Origin of the sequence: Solirubrobacter deserti (assembly GCF_027587175.1) — a bacterium.
GTDB lineage: Bacteria > Actinomycetota > Thermoleophilia > Solirubrobacterales > Solirubrobacteraceae > Solirubrobacter > Solirubrobacter deserti.
The window spans coordinates 77,442-98,740 of sequence record NZ_JAPCID010000020.1; the positions used below are offsets into that span (position 1 = coordinate 77,442).

19 protein-coding genes and 1 pseudogene are annotated in these 21,299 nt (G+C 71.5%); 6 read left to right on the top strand and 14 right to left on the bottom strand.

Annotation, left to right across the window (positions count from 1 at the left end; translation table 11 throughout):
* Positions 1–3: 3 nt before the first annotated feature.
* The 6 genes and pseudogenes from OJ962_RS15795 to OJ962_RS15815 all read right to left on the bottom strand — a co-directional run bounded on the left by OJ962_RS15795 (position 4) and on the right by OJ962_RS15815 (position 5,111).
* Entirely contained in the window at positions 4–1,719 is a 1,716-nt protein-coding gene (locus OJ962_RS15795; protein ID WP_202954435.1) for a choice-of-anchor Q domain-containing protein, read from the bottom strand.
* A complete protein-coding gene (locus tag OJ962_RS15800) occupies positions 1,720–3,378 on the bottom strand; it encodes a right-handed parallel beta-helix repeat-containing protein (protein WP_202954434.1) in 1,659 nt (552 codons plus the stop codon). It abuts the gene before it with no gap.
* 75 nt (positions 3,379–3,453) lie between these two features.
* On the bottom strand, positions 3,454–3,735 hold the full coding sequence (locus tag OJ962_RS15805) for a PIN domain-containing protein (protein WP_238931574.1): 282 nt from the start codon (positions 3,733–3,735) through the stop codon (positions 3,454–3,456).
* Between the two features lie 16 nt (positions 3,736–3,751).
* Positions 3,752–3,844 (bottom strand): annotated as a pseudogene (locus OJ962_RS34440) (VapC toxin family PIN domain ribonuclease); the annotation flags it as partial.
* A gap of 32 nt (positions 3,845–3,876) precedes the next feature.
* Complete coding sequence (locus OJ962_RS15810; protein WP_202954432.1) at positions 3,877–4,119, bottom strand: FitA-like ribbon-helix-helix domain-containing protein; 243 nt, start codon at positions 4,117–4,119, stop codon at positions 3,877–3,879.
* A gap of 11 nt (positions 4,120–4,130) precedes the next feature.
* Positions 4,131–5,111 carry an MFS transporter gene (locus tag OJ962_RS15815; protein WP_202954431.1) on the bottom strand — a complete coding sequence of 327 codons (981 nt, stop codon included), beginning with the start codon at positions 5,109–5,111 and terminating at the stop codon, positions 4,131–4,133.
* Positions 5,112–5,134: 23 nt separating this feature from the next.
* Here OJ962_RS15815 and OJ962_RS15820 point away from each other — a divergent pair, with 23 nt between their 5' ends.
* Complete coding sequence (locus OJ962_RS15820) at positions 5,135–5,602, top strand: ester cyclase (RefSeq protein ID WP_270006459.1); 468 nt, start codon at positions 5,135–5,137, stop codon at positions 5,600–5,602.
* Here OJ962_RS15820 and OJ962_RS15825 read toward each other — a convergent pair.
* A complete protein-coding gene (locus OJ962_RS15825) occupies positions 5,592–6,167 on the bottom strand; it encodes an endonuclease/exonuclease/phosphatase family protein (protein ID WP_270006460.1) in 576 nt (191 codons plus the stop codon). The two genes, OJ962_RS15820 and OJ962_RS15825, sit on opposite strands and share 11 nt — an antisense overlap.
* Before the next feature lie 50 nt (positions 6,168–6,217).
* Here OJ962_RS15825 and argF point away from each other — a divergent pair, with 50 nt between their 5' ends.
* Positions 6,218–7,114: an ornithine carbamoyltransferase gene (gene argF, locus OJ962_RS15830; protein ID WP_202954428.1), complete on the top strand. Its 897-nt coding sequence runs from the start codon at positions 6,218–6,220 to the stop codon at positions 7,112–7,114.
* Between the two features lie 14 nt (positions 7,115–7,128).
* Positions 7,129–7,479 (top strand): hypothetical protein, encoded by a 351-nt coding sequence (locus OJ962_RS15835; RefSeq protein ID WP_202954427.1) that lies wholly within the window; start codon positions 7,129–7,131, stop codon positions 7,477–7,479.
* Here OJ962_RS15835 and OJ962_RS15840 read toward each other — a convergent pair.
* Positions 7,473–8,402 carry an aldo/keto reductase gene (locus OJ962_RS15840; protein WP_270006461.1) on the bottom strand — a complete coding sequence of 310 codons (930 nt, stop codon included), beginning with the start codon at positions 8,400–8,402 and terminating at the stop codon, positions 7,473–7,475. The genes OJ962_RS15835 and OJ962_RS15840 overlap by 7 nt on opposite strands.
* Entirely contained in the window at positions 8,399–9,133 is a 735-nt protein-coding gene (map, locus tag OJ962_RS15845) for a type I methionyl aminopeptidase (protein WP_202954426.1), read from the bottom strand. The genes OJ962_RS15840 and map overlap by 4 nt, the downstream gene beginning before the upstream one ends.
* Positions 9,134–9,153: 20 nt before the next feature.
* Here map and rlmD point away from each other — a divergent pair, with 20 nt between their 5' ends.
* Positions 9,154–10,530, top strand: coding sequence for a 23S rRNA (uracil(1939)-C(5))-methyltransferase RlmD (rlmD, locus tag OJ962_RS15850; protein ID WP_202954425.1), 1,377 nt, complete (start codon positions 9,154–9,156; stop codon positions 10,528–10,530).
* Between the two features lie 170 nt (positions 10,531–10,700).
* The gene (locus tag OJ962_RS15855) at positions 10,701–15,992 is read left to right on the top strand and encodes a ThuA domain-containing protein (RefSeq protein ID WP_202954424.1); all 5,292 of its coding nucleotides are present in this window, start codon (positions 10,701–10,703) and stop codon (positions 15,990–15,992) included.
* A gap of 24 nt (positions 15,993–16,016) precedes the next feature.
* Here OJ962_RS15855 and OJ962_RS15860 read toward each other — a convergent pair whose 3' ends face one another.
* Together OJ962_RS15860 and OJ962_RS15865 are read right to left on the bottom strand one after the other, a co-directional pair.
* Positions 16,017–16,232: a hypothetical protein gene (locus tag OJ962_RS15860; protein ID WP_202954423.1), complete on the bottom strand. Its 216-nt coding sequence runs from the start codon at positions 16,230–16,232 to the stop codon at positions 16,017–16,019.
* Positions 16,233–16,241: 9 nt separating this feature from the next.
* Positions 16,242–16,997, bottom strand: a complete 756-nt coding sequence (locus tag OJ962_RS15865; RefSeq protein ID WP_270006462.1) for an esterase/lipase family protein — start codon at positions 16,995–16,997, stop codon at positions 16,242–16,244.
* Positions 16,998–17,072: 75 nt separating this feature from the next.
* Between OJ962_RS15865 and OJ962_RS15870 the strand changes: the two genes are divergently transcribed.
* A complete protein-coding gene (locus OJ962_RS15870; protein WP_202954421.1) occupies positions 17,073–18,014 on the top strand; it encodes a zinc-binding dehydrogenase in 942 nt (313 codons plus the stop codon).
* Positions 18,015–18,017: 3 nt separating this feature from the next.
* Here the strand turns inward: OJ962_RS15870 and OJ962_RS15875 are convergent, their stop codons facing one another.
* The 3 genes from OJ962_RS15875 to OJ962_RS15885 are packed head-to-tail and all read right to left on the bottom strand — an operon-like array spanning position 18,018 to position 21,208.
* A complete protein-coding gene (locus OJ962_RS15875) occupies positions 18,018–18,623 on the bottom strand; it encodes a uracil-DNA glycosylase family protein (RefSeq protein ID WP_202955192.1) in 606 nt (201 codons plus the stop codon).
* 49 nt (positions 18,624–18,672) lie between these two features.
* Positions 18,673–20,574 (bottom strand): PHP domain-containing protein, encoded by a 1,902-nt coding sequence (locus OJ962_RS15880; protein ID WP_202954420.1) that lies wholly within the window; start codon positions 20,572–20,574, stop codon positions 18,673–18,675.
* The gene (locus tag OJ962_RS15885; RefSeq protein WP_202954419.1) at positions 20,567–21,208 is read right to left on the bottom strand and encodes an L-threonylcarbamoyladenylate synthase; all 642 of its coding nucleotides are present in this window, start codon (positions 21,206–21,208) and stop codon (positions 20,567–20,569) included. The genes OJ962_RS15880 and OJ962_RS15885 overlap by 8 nt, the downstream gene beginning before the upstream one ends.
* Positions 21,209–21,299 lie beyond the last annotated feature (91 nt).

Below are 21,299 nucleotides of genomic sequence, written 5' to 3' on the forward strand. Positions count from 1 at the left end.
GACCTAGGGTCTAGGTCGCGCCGTGTAGGGTTTCCCGGGCCGGACGACGATTGTCCGCTTGCGGACATTGTCGCGGACGCGCACGCTGCCCTGGGTCACACGCGTGAGGGTCCCGGCGCAGGAGTCCTCGACCAGCCACTTGGTGCCGCGGACGGTGGCGGCGCTGTACTTGCCGGACGTGCGGAACGCGCCCTTGCCGTCACCCCACAGGCGACGCTTCTTCGCCTTGGCGGCGGCGGCGCTCGCGCGGGCGTTGCGCGGGCAGCGGGCGAGCGGTTCCGTGAGCGTCAGGTTCGTGATCCCGCGCGACTGGGTGACGCGGAACAGGCCGTCGTAGAAGACGGCGGTCTCGGGCGGCGCGCCCGGCCTGGGGATCGAGGTGAGCGTGACGCGGCCCTTGCGCGTGTCCACGGTCGAGCCGACCGGGATGCCGCGGGTCGCGTCGAGGTCGAGGTAGCGATTCGCGCCAGGCAGCTTGACCTTGACCGTGCCGCGGGTGGGGCCGACGACGATCGTGCGGTTGACGACCGGCGTCGGAACCGGCGTGACCGTGGGGGTGGGCGTGGCGGTGGGGCCGGGCGGCGGCGTGGCTGTGGGCGTCGGGTCCGGCGGCGGCTCGACCACCGGCTCGGCGTACTCGTACGCGCCCGCGTCGCAGGCGAGGCCCTGCGGACGCAGCACGCCGCGCTGGTCGAACGTCCGCGTACCGCACGGTGCGATGTCGCGCGCCGGGCTGTCGGCCGCGATCGCCAGGACGGGCGGCGCGCTGGTGTCCAGCGCGGCGGCGAGCTTCGGGTCGGTGTTCGTGTGGCCCGCGACGCCGCAGTTCGTGCCGCTGTCCAGGTTCCCGCCCTCGTCGACCGGTGGCGGCGAGATGCCGCAGTTCGACGGCACCGGCGTGGCGGTGCTGGCCGCCGGCATGGTGTTGCCGGCGATGATCGAGCCTTCGAAGCGGACGCCGCCGCTGCCGTTGGCGAAGATGCCGCCCGCGTTGCCGAACGCCCTCGCCCGGTTGCGCGCGAGCGTCACGCCCCGCAGCGCCGTCGCGACGTTGCTCGTCACGTACAGCCCGCCGCCGTTGACGGCCTCGTTGTCGGTGATCGTGGAGTCCTGGACGGACAGCTGGAGCGTGGTCGTGTTGCCGGAGGCGTAGATGCCGCCGCCATTCGCCTGCCCCGTGCCGACCGTCCGATTGCCGTCGATGAGACTCGCGACAATGCTGAGCTGGTTGCCGCCCGCGAGGATGCCGCCGCCCTGGGGCGCGCTGCCGTTCGTCACCCGGGTGCGCAGGAGCCGCAGCGAGCCGGTGTTCTCGACGCGCACGTTGCCGCCGCCGGTGTCGCTCGCGACTCCGTCGCGCAGCGTGACGTCCTGGACGGCGATCGAGGCACCGGCTCCCACGGTGAGTACGCGCGTCGCACCCGTCGGCCGGATGATCGTGGCGTTCGCCCCGGCGCCGGCGATCGTGATCCGCACGGCCGGGGTGCCGTTCAGGTTGAGCCCTCCGCTGACCGCGTACTCACCCGCCGGCACGTTGACCACGTCGTCCTCGCCGGCCCCGTTGGCCAACGCCGCGGACACCGCCGCGCGCAACGAGCACTCGGACGGCGTGCACGGCGTCTGCAGGTCCTGCGGCGTCGTGACCTGGAACGTCGCGGCGTGCGCCGGCGCAGCGCTGAAGGCCAGCGCGCCGAACGCCGCGATCGCCAGCCGCCGCACCTACTTCTTCGCCCTGGCCACGTAGGTCTTGGGCGCCCGCAGCACGATCCGCTTCTTCTTGACCTTGTCCTGCACGAGCACGCTGCCCTGCGTCACGCGCACCGTGGTCGTCGTGCACGTGTCCTGCACCAGCCACTTCGTGCCGCGCACGGTCGCCGCGCTGTAGCGCCCGCTCGTCCGGAACGCCCCCTTGCCGTCCCCCCACAGCTTGCGCGACTTCGGCTTCTTGCCCTTCTGGCTCGCCGACGCGCGCTTGCCCTTGCCGCAGTCGAGCTCCTCGACCAGCGCCAGGTCCGTGATTCCGGCGCGCTGGGTCACCTTGAACAGGCCGTCGTAGAACGTCGCCTTCTCGGGCGGCGCGCCCGCCCTCGGCACCGACGTGAGCTCGACCGCGCCCTTGCGCGTGTCGATCGTCGAGCCCATCGGGATACCGCGCGCGGCGTCCACGTCCACGAACGTCTTCGTTCCCGGCAGCTGCACCTTCACCGTGCCGCGCACCTCGCGCACCACCGCAGTCTGGTTCGGTGCGGGCGTCGGCTCGGGGCCCGGCGCCGGCGTGGGCGTGGGCGGTTGAGGCGGAGGCGTGGGCGTCGGCGTCGGGTCCGGGGGCGGGTCCTGCGGGAAGCCGGGATCGGTGCCGGACAGCTCGTAGGCGCCGGCGTCGCATGGGCCGCTGAGCGACGGAACGCGCGTGAACGGGCGCTGGTCGATCTGGATCACGCACGGGTTGACGTAGTCGATCGCCGGGCTGCCGGCGGCGATGGCGAGGACGTCGGTGTAGCCGCCTTGGTCGCTGGTCGTCGCGGCCAGCCTGGGGTCGGTGACGGACTGGTTCTGCCCCGGAGCGAGCGCGCAGCTGGTGGTGTCCTCGACGTTGTGCTCGCCGGTCAGCGGGCCGCCCGCGCAGTTGGTGCCGCCGCCATTGAACGCGATGATCGAGCCGCTGGCGAGCGCGTCCTGTGGGCTGCTGAAGCTCAGGCCGGCCGCGGCGTTGCGGGCCACCGTGGCGTGCAGCAGGCTGACGTTGTTCTCGCTCGTGCCGACCGACGCAATCCCGGCGCCGGAGTTGAGGGCGACCGTCGAGTTACCCACGGTGACGTCCGCCGGCTGTCCGTCGATGCCGGCGTTGCGGATGCCCGCGCCGTTGTTGCCGTCGATCAAGCTGTTCGTGACGACCACGGTGCCCGCGTTGAGGATCCCGGCGGTGCCCGTCGCGGCGGTGACCCGGGTGAAGGTCATGCCGACTTCGGCGCCGCCGACGATCGAGATGCCGTTCGTGCCGCCGCGGATGGTCATCAGCGCGAGCGTGACGTCGGCGCCGCCTCCGGCGGTGAAGACCGGCTGGGGGCTGTCGACCGACCGCACGGTGGTCTGACGTGGGCCGGCGCCGGCGATCTGGATGCTGCCGGCCAACTCCAGGTCGCCGGCATTGACGCTGTACTCGCCCGCGCCGAGCGAGATCGTGTCCTCGCCGGTGATCGCGCTCGCCTGGTCGACCGCCGCGCGCAGCGTCGTGCAGGCCCAGATGCCGGTCGGGCCGTTCGGTGCGCAGGAACCGCTGCCGTCACCGAAGCCCGTGACGGTGAAGGTGTCAGCCGCGGCGGGAGAGGCCACGACCAGGCTCGCGGCCACCGCGAGCGTCGCCACACGAAGCTTCATCTGCTGGCGACCCTAGCCCGCCCGCGGAGGCCCGCGCAAGCACCAAAGGTCTGTGATCGCGACCCCGGAGGGCAGTCAATCGGGCAATCGGACGGACGGGTCCACGAGCTCGACGCCCACGTCCGCGAAGCCCGCGAGGGGGTTGCGGGTCGCGAGCGTGGCTCGGTGGGCGACGCAGATCGCCGCGATCTGCGCGTCGAGGGCGGCGATCAGCCGGCCCGCACGCTCGCGCTCGCCGACGAGCGGTCCGTAGCGAGCGGCGGCGGCCGCGTCGAAGGGCAGGATCTGCTCGGCGAACGCGCCGAGGGTCTCGTCGGCGAGCCGTTGCAGCTGCGTCGCGCGCCGTCCCGAAGGCAAGCCGCTCCAGCCCGTACCGGAGCTCGGCGACCGTGACCGCGGTCGTCGCCAGCGGCTCAGCTCGACCGCGCAGCCACGCGACCACCTGGGGCGCCGGCGCCGGGCGCATCAGCTCCGACACGACGTTCGTGTCGAGGACGATCACGCGGAGAAGTCGGCGGCCCGCGCGGGCTCCGTGCGCGCGGCGGCGGGTAGGTCGACGCCGCCGGCGGCGCTGAAGCGGTCCAGCAGCGTCGAGAACAGGTCCGCCGACGGCGGCTCGCTCACGGCGTCGGTGAGGATCGCGCGGATCTCGGCCTCCATCGAGCGGCCGTTGCGCGCGGCGCGGACCCGCAACCGCTGCCGGACGTCGTCGTCGTGATCACGGACGCTGACCGATGCCACTGCTTGCAACGCTAGCGTCGAGCGCGCGGAGGCGCCAGACGTCCGGGATCGTCAGCCCGAGCAGCACCAACACGAAGCCCGCGGCGCCGCCGGCGATCAGCACCTGCGTGTTGCCGACCGCCTCGCCGAGCGGCCCCGCGAGCAGGTAGCCGAGCGGGAGCAGCGCCAGCGAGCCCATCCAGTCGTAGGAGCTGACCCGCGAGAGCGCGTGCGCCGGGATGCGCTGCTGGAGCGCGGTGTGCCACCAGACGTCGAACAGCGCCAGGCCGACGCCCGCCACGAAGAACCACGCCACGAGCACGAGGACCGGCAGGCCTGAAGATGGCGACGACGCCCCAGACCCACGCGTGGGCACGGAACTCGTCCCAGCCCTCGCGCAGGTCGCGCACCACCGAGCCCGACGGCGCCGCGATCTCGCCGCGCGCCCGCGGCCGGATGCGGGCCAGAAACCACGCGGAGACCACGAACGTCGCCGCGTCCAGCGCGAACGCCCACCCCGCGCCGACGCCGAGCACGAGCAGCGTCGCCAGCGCCGGCCCGGCGAACTCGGCGACGGTGTTGACGACCGCGATCGCCGAGTTCGCCTCCTGGACGCGTTCCTCGCTGACCGTCTGGGGCACCAACCCCGTCATGGCGGGCCGGAAGAACGCCTCGGCGGCGCCGAACACGATCTCGATCACGACGATCATCCAGACCTCGACGACGCCGGTGAAGATCAGGACCGCGAGCAGCGCGTGCACGCCGCCGCGGATCAGGTCCGTCACGAGCATGAGCCGGTGCCGGGGCAGCCGGTCGGCCCAGACGCCGCCGAACGTCAGGCACAGCACCAGCGAGACCGTGTAGGCGGCCAGTACGTAGCCGACGTCGGTCGGCGTCCCGAGCTCGGTCACGAACAGCGCGAGCGCGACGAACACGAGCCGGTCGCCGACGGTCGACGCGCTCTGCCCCAACCACAGCAGGCGGAACTCCCGCTCACGCAGCACGCCCAGCATCGCGGTCAGCCATCATGGCGGCCGTGGACGTCGACGAGCTCTTCGACGCGTGGGATCGCGCCTGGTCCGGCCGCGATCCGCGTGGGTTCGAATCCATCTGCAACCCGGACGTCCACTACGAGGACCCGCTCACGGAGGAGCCGTTGATCGGGACGCGCAGGCTCGCGAAGCATGCGCGCCAGCTGTGGAAGGCGCTGCCGGACGCGCGCGTGAACAGCACCGGCAACCGCCTGACCGACGGCACGTTCGCCGCCGCGCCGTGCCGCATCCTCGGCACGCACCTGGGCGAGATCGGGCGCATCCACCCGACCAAGAAGGCGCTCGAGGTCCACGCGGTCGTCTACGCGGAGCTGCAGGACGGGCGCTTCTTCCGCATCCGCGCGTTCTTCGACGTCTACTCCGCCGCGATGGACCTCGGCGTGCTGCCCAAGCCCGGCACGGCGGGGGAGCGGGCGATGCTGATGCTGCGGGGGTTCGGCCTCAGAGGGTGACCCGGATCGGCGGGTGGTCCGACAGCGACCCGCGGTCGAGCACCTCGAACCCCGAGCCGGCTGCACCGCGGGCAAAGAAGTGGTCGACGTGGTTGCCGCCGAGATGCACGAGCCCGGGCAGCGCAGGGCGCTTGAGGTTCAGGTCCCCGCCGAACAGCAGCGGCGCCTCGACCGGCCACGCGCGCGCCGCCCGCGCCACGTCCCGCGCGGCCCACACGTCGCGGTGCGTGGACGCGTGCAGGTTCACCACCCACCACGGTCCGACCCGCACGCCGTGCGCCCAGCGCCGCTCCGGCCACCACGTCAGACGGACGACACGATGCTCCTGCACCCGCCCCCGCACGAGGATCGCGTTGCAGCCCCCGCCGTTGGCCTTCAGCAGGTCGGGGTTGCGCGCCGAGACCGCCCGCCGCACGCCCAACCCGAAGTTGCGCGACGTCAGCACCCATCGGGCGCAGGCGCCGCTCGCGCGTCCCAGCAGCGGCGGCCACCACGGCGGTACTTCCTGCAGCAACGCGACGTCCCAGTCCCAACCGTCCAGCGCCGCGGCAAACTCATTCAGCAACGACCGTCCGGCGGGATCCACCGCGCGACCGTGGTAGAGGTTCCAGCTCAATGCCCGCACCCCAACACTTCATCACCGGCGCCGAGTTGGACGCGGACCGGCTCGATCTGCTCCTGCATCGCGCGGCCGCGCTCAAGGAGGCTCCCCTGTCCAGCCGGGCCCTGGAAGGCCGTACCGTCGCGCTGCTCTTCAACAAGCCGTCGACCCGCACGCGCACGTCCTTCGAGTCCGGCGTCTTCGAGCTCGGCGGGCACCCGATGATCCTGCGCCCGGACGAGATGCAGCTCACGCGCGGCGAGTCGGTCAAGGACACGGCGATCGTCCTGTCGCGCCACGCCGCGATCATCGGCCTGCGCACGGGCGACGAGGACGAGCTCAACGGCCTCGCCGAGCACGCGGCCGTCCCGGTGGTGAACATGCTCAGCCCGGGCCACCACCCGTGCCAGGCGCTCGCGGACCTGCTCACGCTCAAGGAGGCCTTCGGCGACATCGAAGGCCGGACGATCGCCTACGTCGGTGACGGCAACAACGTCGCCCGCTCGCTCGCGGTCATCGGCGAGCTCGCGGGCGTGCGAGTGAGGATCGCGGCGCCCGACGGCTACCAGATCACCGACACGCCGGCCGAGCTGTTCACCGACCCGGTGGAGGCCGTCAAGGGCGCGGACGCCGTCTACACCGACGTGTGGGTGAGCATGAGCGACGACGAGAGCTCCGCCGCCGCCCGCCGCGAGGCGCTCGCGCCGTACGCCATCACCGACAAGCTCATGAGCCACGCCAAGCCGGAGGCGTTCGCGCTGCACTGCCTGCCGGCCCATCCCGGCGAGGAGATCACCGAGTCCGTGCTCTACGGTGAGCGCCAGCGCATCTGGGATCAGGCGGAGAACCGTCGCCACGCGCAGAAGGCGCTGCTCGAGCTTCTCGTTTCACCGCAAAGGGGGGAGGGGTAACTCCCGCCAGTCCGATGTCCCCGCAGCTCAAGAATCCCGTCGACGTCATGGTCATCACGCGCGAGCGCCTGCAGGACACGCTCGACGACGCGGTCCGGCGCGGCCGCATGACCCGCGACGATGCGACGGAGCTGATGGCGGAGATCGTCCGCCGCGCGATCTCCGCACCCGCCGAGCTCAGTGCGGTCGGGCTCACCCAGGACGCGTTCCCGATCGCCGACTACGACGAGCTGACCGCGGCGCAGATCGTGTCCCAGCTCACCGAGCTCGAGCCGGCCGACCTGCGCCGCGTGCGCGACTACGAACGCCGCAACGCCAACCGCAAGACCGTGCTCAACGCGGTCGACGTCAAGCTCAATCAGTAACGGCTGCCGACGGCCTCGGGGAGCGCGTCGAGCTCCGCGAGGTCCTCGGCCGACAGCTGCAGCGAGGCCGCCGCGGCGTTCTCCTCCAGCCGCGAGACCTTCTTGGTGCCGGGGATCGGCACGACGTTGGAGCCCTGCGCGAGCAGCCACGCCAGCGCGACCTGCGCCGCCGTGGCCTCGCGCCGGGCGGCCACGGCCTGCACCCGCTCGACGAGCGCCTGGTTGGCGTCCATCGCCTCCGGCTGGAAGCGCGGGTTGTTCTTGCGGAAGTCGCCGGACGGGAACTTCTGCGGCGCCAGCGCGCCCGTGAGGAACCCGCGGCCGAGCGGCGCGAACGGCAGGAACGCCGCCCCGTGCTCGACGCACCACGGCACGACGTCGGCGAAGGCGTCGCGCGTCCACAGCGAAGCCTCCGACTGCAGCGACGCGACGGGGTGAATCGCGTGCGCGCGCTCGAGCTCGTCCACGCTCGCCTCGGACATCCCCAGCGCCCGCACCTTGCCGGCCTCCACCAGCGACGCCATCGCGCCCCAGGTCTCCTCCAGCGGCACCTCCGGGTCGACCCGGTGCAGCTGGTAGAGGTCGATCACGTCGATCCCGAGCCGCTTGAGCGACCCGTCGACGGAGGCGCGCACGTGCTCGGGGCGGCCGTTCTTGCCGATCACGTACTCCGCGGCGTCCTCGACCACGAGCCCGCACTTGGTGGCGACGAAGTAGTCCTCGCGGCGCCCGGCGATCGCGCGGCCGACGAGCTCCTCGTTGGTGTACGGCCCGTACATGTCGGCGGTGTCGAGCAGCGTCACGCCCAGCTCCGCGGCGCGGTGGATGACGCGGATCGACTCGGCCTCGTCGCGCTCGGCCTGGCCGTAGGCCCACGTCATACCCATGCAGCCGAGGCCGATCCGGCCCGGGACGACCGTCACGCCGTCACCAGGATCGGCGCGGACTCGGTCACGACCAGCGTGTGCTCGAAGTGCGCGGCGGGCTTGCGGTCGTAGGTCTTGATCGTCCAGCCGTCGGAGTGCTGGTAGACGGCGCCCGTGCCGGCGGCGATGATCGGCTCGATCGTGATCACGAGGCCGTCGGTCAGCGTCGGGCCGTCCCAGTCGATGTTCGGGACGTTCGGCTCCTCGTGGATCCGGCGGCCGATGCCGTGGCCCGCGAGCTCCTCGATCACGGAGAACCCGCGCCGGCGGACCTCGTCGTTGACGGCCTTGCCGACGACGCCGACGTTCACGCCCGCGACGGCCGCCTCCAGCCCGCGCTTGAGCGCGGACTGCGAGGCCGCCATCAGCCGCTGCTCGCGCGGGCGCACGCGGCCGACCGGGACGGTGCGGCAGGCGTCGGCGTAGAAGCCGTCGAGCTCGGCGGTGACGTCGATCTTCAGCAGCTGGCCCTCGCGCAGGCGGCGCGGGCCGGGGATGCCGTGCACGGCCTCGTCGTCGACGGACAGGCAGATCGTGCCGGGGAAGTCGTAGTCGAGCTGCGGGCCGCTGCGGGCGCCGAAGCGGGCGAAGACCTGCGCGGCGACCTCGTCCAGCTCGCCGGTGGAGATCCCGGGGCGCACGCGCCGGGCGACCTCGCGGATGGTCTCGGCCACGACGCGGCCCGCGGCGCGCAGACCGGCCAGCTCATCAGGGGAGTCGATGGACACCCTGTCATCCTCACACATCCATGTCTGCGCCCACTTTCAGCCGACCCTCGCGCGGGGACATCCTCGAACTGACGATCGACACGCTCGCGCACGGCGGCAACGGTGTCGCGCGCAAGGAGGGCTACGTCGTGTTCGTCGCGGGCGGCTTCCCGGGCGACACGGTCAAGGCGGAGGTGGGCAAGGCCAAGCGGGCCTACGCCGAGGCGCGCGTGGTGGAGGTCGTCACGCCGTCGCCGGACCGGGTGGAGCCGTTCGCCGACCATCCGGGCGCGCCGTGGCAGGTGCTGCCCTACGAGAAGCAGCTCGCGGTCAAGGCCGAGCAGGTCGAGGACGCGCTGAAGCGGATCGGGCGGCTGACGGACTTCGAGCTCGAGCCGATCATCCCCGCCGTCGAGCAGTGGCGCTACCGCAACAAGGTCGAGTTTTCGTTCGGGCAGGGCCCGGAGGGCGAGCTGGTGTGCGGCTTCCACGCGCCCGGCCGCTGGAACGACATCGTGCCGATGGACGACTGCAAGCTCGTCTCCGAGCGCGTGAACGAGCTGCGCGAGCAGGTGCTGCGCTTCGTCAAGGGCTACATGCCGTGGGACCGGCGCGATCAGCGGGGGTTCCTGCGCAACCTCGTGATCCGTGAGGGGCGCCGCTCGGGCCAGACGCAAGTCCGCCTCGTCACCAGCCCCGGCAAGCTCGACGTGGACGGCTTCATCGACGCCGTCGACGCCGACGGCCTGTGGTGGACGCAGACCGCCGACCTCGGCGAGAGCACCCAGGGCGGCGAGTCGACGCTGCTCAAGGGCGCGCCCCAGCTCGTCGACTCCATCAACGACCTCGACTTCCTGATCTCGCCCGAGGCGTTCTTCCAGACGAACACCGACATGGCCGAGAAGCTCTACGGCGTGGCGCTCGAGTACGCGTCGCTGTCCGGGAGCGACAAGGTCTTCGACCTGTACTCCGGCATCGGCACGATCGCGCTCTCGATGGCCACCCGCGCCCGCCAGGTCGTCGGCCTGGAGATCGTCGCGCCCGCCGTCGCGGACGCGATCGCCAACGCGAAGCTCAACGACATCCAGAACGCGAACTTCTACGCCGGCGACGCCCGTCTCGCCCTGCGCGAGCTCGTCGAGCGCGAGGGCAAGCCCGACGTCGCGATCATCGACCCGCCGCGCGCCGGCCTGTCGGCCAAGATCGTGCGCCGGATCGTAGAGGCCGCCCCGTCGCGGATCGTCTATGTCTCCTGCAACCCGACGACGCTCGCGCCGAACGCCGCGCAGCTCGTCGAGGCCGGCTACCAGCTCAAGCAGGTGCGCCCGGTCGACATGTTCCCGCAGACGCCGCACATCGAGTGCGTCGCGCTGCTGGAAGCGGGCCCGGAAGGCGTCCGCAACCCAGACCGCGAGTAGTCGCGGCAAGCGCTTTCCGCGTGCTCACACGAGTAAGTACGCGCGGGCGCGCCACTTCCGTCTAGGTTTGGACGAACATCCGTCCAAGGGGGGCTAAAAGCGCGCTAAGGTTGCGGACCTTGGCGTCCGCAAGGAGTGACGGACGCGAAACCTGAGAGGGGAGTTCCGACTTGCGTTTCCGAAAGGGAGCGGCCCTTGGGCTGTTCGCTGCGGCGACCTGCGCGCTGAGCGCGGCGCCTGCACAGGCCGCTGATCCGCTCGAGAAGGTGCTGGTCTTCTCGAAGACGGCCGGCTTCCGGCACGACTCGATCCCGCAGGGCATCGCCGCGGTCCAGTCGCTGGGCACGACGAACGGCTTCACGGTCGACGCGACCGAGGACGCGACGAAGTTCACGGACGCGAACCTCGCCCAGTACGACGTGATCGTGTTCATGTCGACGACCGGCGACATCCTCAACAGCGAGCAGCAGGGCGCGTTCGAGCGCTACATGCGCGCCGGCGGCGGCTTCGCCGGTGTTCACGCCGCGTCCGACACCGAGTACACGTGGCCCTACTACGGCCAGATGCTCGGCGGCTACTTCAAGTCCCACCCGTCCGGCACGCCGCAGGCGACCGTCCGCGTCGAGGACGGCGACGAGCCCTCCACCACGGGTCTTCCGACCTCCTGGGTGCGCAACGACGAATGGTACAACTTCCAGCGCCCGAACAACCCAGTCGTCAACGGCAACCAGCCGGGCATTCCGGACTACTCGCCGCGGACCAGCGGTGTGAAGGTCCTCGCCAACGTCGACGAGTCGACCTACGACGAGGGCGACGACAACAGCACGGACGACGATCACCCGATCTCGTGGTGCTCGAACTTCGACGGCGGCCGCGTCTGGTACACGGCCATGGGCCACACGCAGGCGTCCTTCCAGGAGGAGAACTTCCGCGCGCACCTGCTGGGTGGCCTCAAGACCGCGGCGAAGAACGTCGACGCGGATTGCGGCGCCGAGCGCCGGCGCACCCCGACCAACGACGACTTCGAGGTCGCGACGCTGGCCAAGGGCGTCGACAAGGTCGGCGAGCCGATCTCGCTCGCCGTGCTGCCGGACCGCCGCGTCCTGCACACTTCGCGCAACGGCCGCCTGTGGCTGACGACGCCGAACGCGACCACCACGCTGGCCGCGCAGCTCGACGTCTACACGCACGACGAGGACGGCCTCCAGGGCGTCGCGGTTGATCCCAACTACGCCACCAACGGCTGGATCTACCTGTTCTACGCCCCGCGCCTGACCACGCCGATGAACGACGCGCCCAACGACGGCGCCGACAGCGCGTTCGCGCCGTTCAAGGGCTACAACCAGGTCTCTCGCTTCAAGCTCGGCACGGACGGCAAGCTCGATCTCGCCTCCGAGGAGAAGATCATCCAGATCCCGTCCGAGCGCGGCTCCTGCTGCCACGTCGGCGGCGACATGGACTTCGACGCCCAGGGCAACCTCTACATCGTCACGGGCGACGACTCCAACCCGTTCCAGTCCGACGGCTACTCGCCGCTGGACGACCGGGCCAACCGCAACCCGGTCTACGACGCGCGCCGCACCTCCGGCAACACGAACGACCTGCGCGGCAAGCTGCTGCGGATCACGCCCAAGGACGGCGGCGGCTACACGATCCCGGCGGGCAACCTGTTCCCGGCGGGCGACATGCAGACCAAGCCCGAGATCTACGCGATGGGCTTCCGCAACCCGTTCCGGTTCGCGGTCGACAAGCAGACGGGCTTCGTCTACCTGGGTGAGTACGGCCCCGACGCCGGCGGACCGAACGCGAACCGCGGCCCCGGCGGCCAGGTCGAGTTCAACTTGATCAAGGAGCCGGGCAACTACGGCTGGCCGTTCTGCACGGGCAAGAACGACGCCTACAACGACTACGACTTCGCCACGGGCACGTCCGGCGCGAAGTTCAACTGCGCGGCGCCGGTCAACGACTCGCGCCACAACACCGGCCGCACCAACCTGCCGCCGGCGATCCCGGCGTGGATCGCCTACGACGGCGGCTCGATCCCGGAGTTCGGCTCCGGCTCTGAGTCCCCGATGGGCGGCCCGACCTACCGCTACGACCCGAACAACCCGTCCAAGACGAAGTTCCCGGCCTACTTCGACGGCAAGAACTTCGCCTACGAGTTCGGGCGCGCGTGGATCAAGACGTTCACGGGTGGCACCGACGGCTCGTTCCCGCAGGTCGACACCTGGTTCCAGAACTTCGGCTTCAAGCAGCTGATCGACCTGGACTTCGGCCCCGACGGCTCGCTGTACGTGCTCGACTACGGCACGGGCGGCTACTTCGCGGGTGACGAGAACTCCGCGGTCTACCGCGTCGACTACGTGCAGGGCGCGCGCTCGCCGATCGTCAAGGCCACGGCGGACAAGACGTCCGGCCCGGCGCCGCTGGCGGTCAAGTTCTCCAGCGCCGGCACCGTCGACCCCGACGGCACGCCGCTCACGTACGCGTGGGACTTCGACGGCGACGGCGCGACGGACTCCACCGAGCCGAACCCGAGCTTCACCTACACCACCAACGGCAAGCGCACGGCGACCCTCAAGGTCACCGACGCCACCGGCCAGGAGGGCTTCGCGTCCTTCAACATCACCGCGGGCAACACCGCCCCGACGGTGAAGATCAACCTGCCGGCGCAGGGCGCGTTCTTCGACTACGGCGACAAGATCAGGTACACGGTCACCGTCACCGATCCCGAGGACGGGACGATCGACTGCTCGAAGGTCATGGTCAACACGGCCCTCGGCCACAACGACCACTCGCACGGCGACCAGTCGCTGAGCGGCTGCTCGGGCGAGTTCACGATCCCGCCCGCGTGGGAGGACAAGACCCAGCACATCTGGTACATCGTCAACGCGTCCTACACGGACCGTTCGACGGGCCTGGAGCTGACGGGCCAGAGCCAAGTCGAGCTGGAGTGGAAGACGCTGCAGGCGGAGCAGTTCGACGCCAACAACGGCTTCACGGTCAACACGGTCGCCAACGCCATGGGCGGCAAGCGCATGGGCTACACCGATCCGGGCGACTGGCTGCGCTTCGACAAGGTCAACATGGCCGGCATCGACAGCGTCACGGTCCGCACCAGCGGCCCGAACGCCGCTCGCCTCGAGCTGCGCGCGGACTCGCCGACCGGCCCGCTGGTGGCGAACGTCCCGGTCGTGGCCTCCGGCGACTGGGAGGTCTACAAGACCCAGGATCCGGCCCCGATCACCGATCCGGGCGGCACGCGTGACCTCTATCTGGTTGCGCCGGTCTCCGGCTTCGACATCGACGAGCTCACGTTCAACGGCCCGGGTGCGAACGGCAACGCCGCGCCGAACCTGACCGCCAACGCCACGCCGGTCTCCGGCGCCGCGCCGCTGAAGGTCGACTTCACGGCGAGCGCGGTCGACCCCGAGGGCACCGCCGTCTCCTACGCGTGGAACTTCGGCGTCAACGGCGCCACGGCGACCACCGCCAACGCGTCCTACACGTACACGCAGCGTGGCCTGTACACGGCGACCGTCACCGCGACGGACGCCGACGGCCGCAAGACGTCGCGGTCGTTCTCCGTCGAGGTCCTCGGCACCTGCCCGGGCACCGACGCGTTCACGGGCACGGCGCTCGACCGCACGGTCTGGCCGTCGATCGTCCGCGAGGACGCGGCCAACTACAAGGTCGAGAACGGTGTTCTGAAGATCAACGCCGTCGCCGGTGACATGTGGACCGGCAACACGACGGCCAAGAACATCGTCTCCCGCCCGGCCCCGGCCGGCCCGTGGACGGCGACGACGAAGGTCGCGCTGAGCCAGGTCGCCAACGGCGAGCAGGCGGCGATCCTCCTGCGTCAGGGCGACACCGAGGTCTACAAGGCCGCGTTCATCCGCACGGCCGAGGGCCGCAACGTCGAGTTCGTGGGCCTGCGGGCCAACGAGGCGGCGTACGTCGCACGCTCGGCGATCTTCCCGGGCGACGCCGGCAGCACCGTCTACCTGCGCATGCAGAGCGACGGGACGAGCCTCACCGTCTGGTTCTCGCGTGACGGCGTGTCCTTCACGCAGGTGGGCGCGGCCCGCCCGCTGGACCGCATGACGAGCCCGCAGCTCGGCATCGCGGCCTTCAACGGCACCGCGCAGACGCCGGCCAGCTTCGAGTGGTTCAACCTCTCGACGCCGAACGACGAGTTCGACGGCAGCGCGCTCAGCGACTGCCGCTGGACGACCGTGGTCCGCCCGGTCTCGGGCGAGGTGCGGGTCGCCGACGGCGAGCTCCAGATCGACGCCATCGACGGTGACCTCTACAACGGCACCGACACGGCGAAGAGCGTCCTCCTGCAGCCGGCGCCCGTCGGCAAGTGGGAGGCGACGACCAAGGTCAAGCTGGCCCAGGGCGGTCAGTACGAGCAGGCGGGCCTCGTCCTCTACAAGGACGGCCGGAACTTCGCGAAGCTCATGCTGATCGACCTCGAGGGCACGGGCTGGCGCCTGGAGCTCGGTCAGGACGTCAACGGCGTCACGACCAACGTCGACAACCAGGACCGCTCGGGCGCGCTCCCCGCGGGGATCAACGAGTCCGGCGTGTGGCTGAAGATGATCAGCGACGGCACGACCCTCACGGGCCAGTGGTCCGCGGACGGCACCACCTGGACGACGTTCGGGCGGGCCAAGCCGCTGGCCTCGCTGGCGGGGGCGAAGGTCGGTCTCGCCGGCTACCACGGCACGGGCCAGCCGGCGCGGTTCGACTTCTTCCGCCTCGGAACCGGCAACCGCGCGCCGGTGATCTCGGCCGCCACGGCCACGCCGAACAAGGGCACGGCGCCGTTCTCGACCCAGTTCGAGGCCGTCGCGACCGACGCCGACGGTGACGCGCTCACCTACGCGTGGGACCTGGACGGCAACGGCACGGTCGACTCGACCGTCGCCAAGCCCGCGTTCCGCTACGAGCGGGCCGGCACGTACACGGCGAAGGTCACCGTGTCCGACGGCAAGCTCACCGCGGAGAAGACGGTCACGGTGACCGTCGAGGGCGCGTCGACGTCCACGCCGATCGAGCTCGGCAGCGACGTCGCTCCGACGCTCAACCTCACGCTCGGCCCGGTGCTCGACCTCGAGCCGTTCGTGCCGGGCGTGACGAGGGACTACCTCGCCTCCACCACGGCGACCGTCGTCTCGACGGCCGGCGAGGCCAAGCTCACGGTCACCGACCCGGGCGCGGCCAAGCCGGGCTACCTGAGCAACGGCAGCTACCCGCTGCCGCAGCCGCTGCAGGTCAAGGCGGCCGAAGGCGCGTTCGGCGGCCTCCCGGCCACCCTGCGCACCTACACCGGCCCGGTGGGCAAGGACGTGATCCCGGTGCAGTTCAAGCAGCCCATCGCGGAGACCGACGGTCTGCGCTCCGGCCGCTACGGAACGACGCTGGTCTTCACGCTCAGCACCACGACGCCGTAACGATCACGCTGGTTCGGCGGCGGCTCAGACGCCGCCGCCGAACGGCGGGATGTTGCGGAAGGCCGCGGGGCGCGGATCGTCGGGCGTCGCCGGGCGCTCGGCGGCCTCGGTGGTCTCGGTCGTCTCGCGCGGCTCCTCGACGGGGACGAAGCGCCCCGTCGCGGCGTCGAAGCGCATGGTCACCTTCGGTGGCGGCGGTTCACCGGCGTGCTGTCGGCCCGCGGGCTGGTGTCTGGCCATGAGACCAGGCTACGTCGTCTGCGCCCAGCGGTGCCCGAACTCGCCGAGCGCGTGGCCGATCTCCGCGTAGACCTCGGCGTTGGCGCCCATGCCGACGTGCGAGGAGTGCACCTCGACGAGGTCGGCGCAGCGGTCCAGGCAGGCGTGCCAGTTGACGATCCCGTCCGTCTTGGAGTAGATCGCGGTGAAGCCGACCTCGGGCGGGACGTCGGCGTTGAACTCGTCGCGGAAGCGCTCGCAGCAGGCGCCGCGCAGGCAGCTCATGCGGAACATCCCGGGGAACCGGGTCGTGCCGAGCACGCCGACGAGCGCGACCTGGGCGAGCACGAGCGGATGCGTGCTGAGCTGGTTGACGGTGGGCGAGCCGAGCGTGACGATGCCGCTGACCAGGTCCGGGCGACGCACGGCGAGATGCCGGGCGAAGATGCCGCCGCGGCTCTGGCCGATCACGGCGACGCGCTCGCCCGTGTCCTGCGCGAACTGCTCGACCCGCTCCTCGAGGCGGTCGATCGCCTCCGACGAGCAGCCGACGTTGATCCGGATTCCGGCCCGGCGCGTGTGGTAGCCGTTCTGACGCAGCCAGCCGGTCATCGTCGCCAGCGAGCCGTCGCCGGCGAGGAAGCCGGGAATCAGCAGGACCGGGCGGCCCTCGCCCTCCGGCACCCCGCCGCCGCGCCAGACGGCGCTGCGCCGCAGCGCGGCCAGCTCGACGCCGGCCATGCTCTCGCGCCAGAGCGGGGGGAAGTGGGGAACCTGGACGCCCAAGTCCACATTCTTACCCAAAACCGGTGCGGACCACCACCGCCAACGGGACAGGGCGCCTGGAGTATCTTCGCGACCATGCGTGCCGCCACCATCGTCGACGGCCGGATCGAGGTCGCCGACCGTCCCGATCCCGAGCCCCAGGACGGGCAGCTGCTCGTCCGCGTCCGCGCCGCCGGGCTCAACGGTGCCGACATCCTGCAGGTCGCCGGCCACTACCCCGCGCCGCCCGGCGTTCCCGCCGACATCCCGGGCCTCGAGCTCGCGGGCGAGGTCGTCGCCTGCGGGCGCCGCGCCGAGCGCTTCGAGCCCGGTGACCGAGTGATGGCGCTCGTCGCCGGCGGCGGGCAGGCCGAGCTCGCGGTCGTGCACGAGCGCACCGCGATGCCGGTGCCGGAGGAGCTCGACTGGACCGCCGCGGGCGGCGTCCCGGAGGTCTTCACCACCGCCCACGACGCGCTCTTCACGCAGGCCGGCCTCACGGTGGGCGAGCGCCTGCTGGTGCACGGCGCGGCCGGCGGCGTCGGCATGGCGGCCGTCCAGCTCGGCGTGATGGCGGGCGCGCGCGTGACGGCGACCGTGCGCGACGAGCACGCCCGCGAGCAGGTCGCGGCGCTCGGCACGGTGCACGCGATCGCGCCCGACGAGTTCGTCGCCGCGGGCGAGTACGACGTGATCCTCGAGCTGGTCGGCGCGATCAACCTGTCCGACAACCTCGACGCGCTCGCCGTCGGCGGCCGCATCTGCACGATCGGCGTCGGCGCGGGCGCCAAGGCCGAGATCGACCTGCGCAAGCTGATGGCCAAGCGCGGGCGCATCCACGGCTCCACGCTGCGCACGCGCCCGATCGAGGAGAAGGCGATCGCGGCGCGGCTGGTGGAGAAGATGGTGCTGCCGGGCTTCGCGTCCGGCGACCTGTCCGTGCCGGTCACGGCCGCCTTCCCGCTCGGAGACGCGCCAGCGGCCTACGAGCGCTTCAGCGCCGGCAAGAAGTTCGGCAAGGTCGTCCTGGAGATGTGAGCGCTAGTACGGCGGGAAGTCGCTCCACCAGGTGCCCAGCTCGCGGAACGCGCGCCAGAAGTCGCGCTTGGCGGACTCCTCGTCGAGCGATCGGTCGATGTCGGGGACGTACAGCGCCTCGATCGAAGGCGTCAGGCGCTGGATGTCGCCCGGGAGCTCATGGAGCTCGCGGGCGAGTGGCAGCTGCAGGTCGTTGAGCACGTCCAGCGCGTCGGTGCCCATGACCACGACGATCTTGGGCTGCACGATCGCCAGCTCCTCCACCAGGCGCGCGACGCACTCCGGCGCGGCCAGGGAGGGATCGGCGACCGGGCACTTCACGCACAGCGTGCCGTAGACGACCAGCGGGTCGATGTCGAGCCGCCGCAGCGACTTCATGAGGGCGGTCCCCGATCGGCCGTAGAAGGCAACGCCCTCCTCGACCTCCGCGGGGGTCGGCGCGTACTTGAGCAGGAACACGTCCGCCTGCGGGTGGCCCGAGCCCAGCACCGGCATCAGGTTGCCGCGTGGGCAGCGCTCGCAGCTCTGCAGGTCGTGGGTGAACGTGTTGAGCTCGCGGATGGCGCGCTCGAGGTACTTCTCGCGGATCTCGTCGTCGGTGGCGGGCATTCCGCCGACGAGGTTCACGCCCAGCCCGGGTTCTCCTTGCCCCTGCAAGTCACTGCCCGCCGCGACCGGCCACCGCCTTCGCCACCTTGCGCCTGCGCGTGGCCCGGCGAGCGGCCGGTGGCATGGCGGTCGTCTGGAGGAACTTGAGGGCCTGAACCTGCGCGTAACGCAGGGAAGAAGGCTTGGCGGCGATGTTCGCGTCGCGCAGGGATTCCAGGAACTCCTCGGGTCCGTCGAAGTCGCGCATCGTGATCCGGACCGAGCCCAGCGCCTGTGCAACATGTCCGTCAGTCCCGGCGCCGCCGACGATCCGGTACTTGGCGGCGAAGCGCACGGCCTCCTCGTTGAAGGCCGGGATCGCGATCCGCGGGTTGAAGACCTCGATCGCGTCGATGTCGGACACGATCGCGAGCATGTGCTCATAGTCCGGGACGCTGTGTAGGCGGTCGAACGGGTGCGGGACGTAGACCAGCCCGCCCTGGCGGCGGATCTCGGCGATCGTCTCCTCGAGCGTCATCCCGCGCGGGATCTTCTCGTTGATGAACAGGCCGATGACCTCGCCCTGGTCGGCGGTCTTGACCTCCTCGCCGACGATCACCTTGATGCCGTAGTCCGCGGCCTTGGCCGCTGCGTCGTGCGCGCCGGAGATCTCGTTGTGGTCGGTGACGGCGATCGCGCCCAGCCCGACTTCGACCGCGGTGGCCAGCAGCACGTCGACCGGGGTCGCGCAGTCGTTGGAGTGGTCGGTGTGCATGTGCAGATCGACGTCGATCAGCTTCTTCTTGGCCACGCGCGCGCGGACCTCGGGCTTGGGGTCCGGGTCGTGCCGGAGCGCGGCCAGGCCGGCGTAGATCTCCTCGACCTGGTCGGTGACCCGCGTCCACCCCAGCGCCTCGCGTGCCTCGGCACCCGCGGCGACGAGCTTGGCGCGCAGGGCCTCGTCCTTGAGCGCGCGCTCGAGCTGCTGGGCGAGCACCTCCACGTCGCCGACCTGGAAGTGCAGGCCGAGGTCTCCCTCGCGCAGGACCTCCTCGTACACCGGCGTGCGCGCCGCGAGCGGGACGGCGCCGACGCCGAGCGCCTTCACCAGAACGCCGGGGGCGGTCACCTGGCCGAGCGAGGCGGCCACGACGATGTCGGCGCTCGCGAACGCCGCGTCCTCGTCGTCGACGACCGTCACGCGGTTGCGCAGGCTCGAGCGCAGCGTCGGGATGCCGCCCGTCTTGCTGTAGACGACGGCCTCCCACGGCAGCTCCTCGGGCAGCAGCCGCAGCGCGCGCAGGAACAGCCGCAGCGCGCCGCGCTCCTCGCGGTCGCTGAACGCGATCCGCGGCGGGCCTTCCGGCCGCTCGCGCTGCTCGGGGGTCATCCCGGGACGCAGCAGCTGGTAGGAGGACGGGAAGAAGCGGTTCATCAGCTCCGCGGTGGCCTCGTAGGACGCGGTGCGCGCGTCCATGCGGCCGAAGAACAGCTCCACGAACTTGCGGGCGACCTGCGTGGAGAGGACGCGCTCGGCGGGAGCGTGGAAGGAGCCGACGTTCAGCGCGCGGCTGTGCCGGAGGGCGACGCTGCCCGCGCTCGGCGCCCACGGCTCGTGCACGTGCACGAAGTCCAGCGGCGTGTGCGTGAGCACTTCCTCGATCGTGCGCGCGATGTCCACCGGCGGCGCCGGGTTGATGCCCTTGCGGCCCGTGTTGAACAGCAGCTCCCCGACCCCGAGGACGCGGACGCCGCCGTCGGGGTCGAACAGGTCCTCCGGCGTCTCGCGCGCGGCGCGGATCAGCCGGCGCGACTCCCGCACGAGGTCGGGATTGCGCGAAGGTGCGAGCAGCAACACCCGGTGGCCGCGCGCGGCGAGCTCCTTCGAGACCTCCGAGGCGAACGTTCCGACCTCGTTCGCATCCTCGAGCGGATGCGGCGCGACCTGGGCGATGGCGAACCGTTCAGCCACTGAGCGGGAGGATAGTCACCGGTCCCTCCCGCAAGATGTCCCACGGGTGAACGAGCGTGTCCACGACGGTGGACGGCCGGTCGTACTTGATCGCCTCGGGGTCGACCACGACGTGGATGGCGCCGCTGCCCACGGGATGGAGCCGGCCCGCGGCCTGGATCGGGTCCGGGTCGGGCGGCTCGCCCGACAGGTTGTGCGACGTCGCCGTCAGCGGACCCCTGAACGCGGCGAGGATCTGCAGCGTCGCGGGCGTGTCCGGGATGCGCGCGCCGAGCGTCCCGGTGTGCGCGGTCAGCGCGTCCGGCACCACGCCGCGGCTGCGCCCGACCAGCGTCAGCGGCCCGGGCATGTGCTCCAGGCACAGGCGCCGCGCCTCCTCGGGCAGCTCCGTGACCCGGTCGATCTCCTCCAGCGAGGCGACGGCCACGTGGATCGGTTTGGCCTCCGGGCGCCCCTTGGCGGCGTAGACGGCGTCGATCGCGGCCTCGTCGGTGGCGTCCACGGCGAGCATGTAGCCCGTCTCGGTCGGGAGCACCGCGAGCCCGCCGCCGCGCAGGTGCTCGACGCACGCGGCGACCGCGCTGAGCGGCAGCAGCCGCCCACGCGTGAGTTGATCGTGCACTTCCAGCGGCAAGCGGTCATCGTACGCCGGAACCCGGTTGCGTTGGGAAACCTGAGCGTCCGGCCAGGGGCGGCCGATCCGCCCGACCGTAGGTTCCCGCACA